Here is a 255-nt window from a genome sequence, read left to right on the forward strand (position 1 = left end):
CCGTGCGTACGGTTCCGTACACGGCGGTTCAATATCTTGCGTAAGCAGACTCTGCGAGTCGGGTTAGTGGTACTAATCCCCACTTGTAGAGTCTATTTGTTGTAAGCGCACGATGAACCTCATGCGTGTTTGAAAGTCTCCAATACTTCTTTCTTGAGTTCGCAATACGCATAGCACTATTGTGGTCTAATCCATATTTTCGAAACATCTTGTATTTTGTTTTGATTTTCTTCCATCGCTTTAAAATAAGTTGTC

At 42.0% G+C, this 255-nt stretch carries 1 pseudogene; it reads right to left on the reverse strand.

Features of this window, described 5'->3' with window-relative positions:
- Positions 1-28: 28 nt before the first annotated feature.
- Positions 29-255, reverse strand: a pseudogene (locus HHH54_RS11365) (group II intron reverse transcriptase/maturase); the annotation flags it as partial.

It is taken from the genome of Staphylococcus canis, from assembly GCF_016238445.1.
Taxonomy (GTDB): Bacteria; Bacillota; Bacilli; order Staphylococcales; family Staphylococcaceae; genus Staphylococcus; species Staphylococcus canis.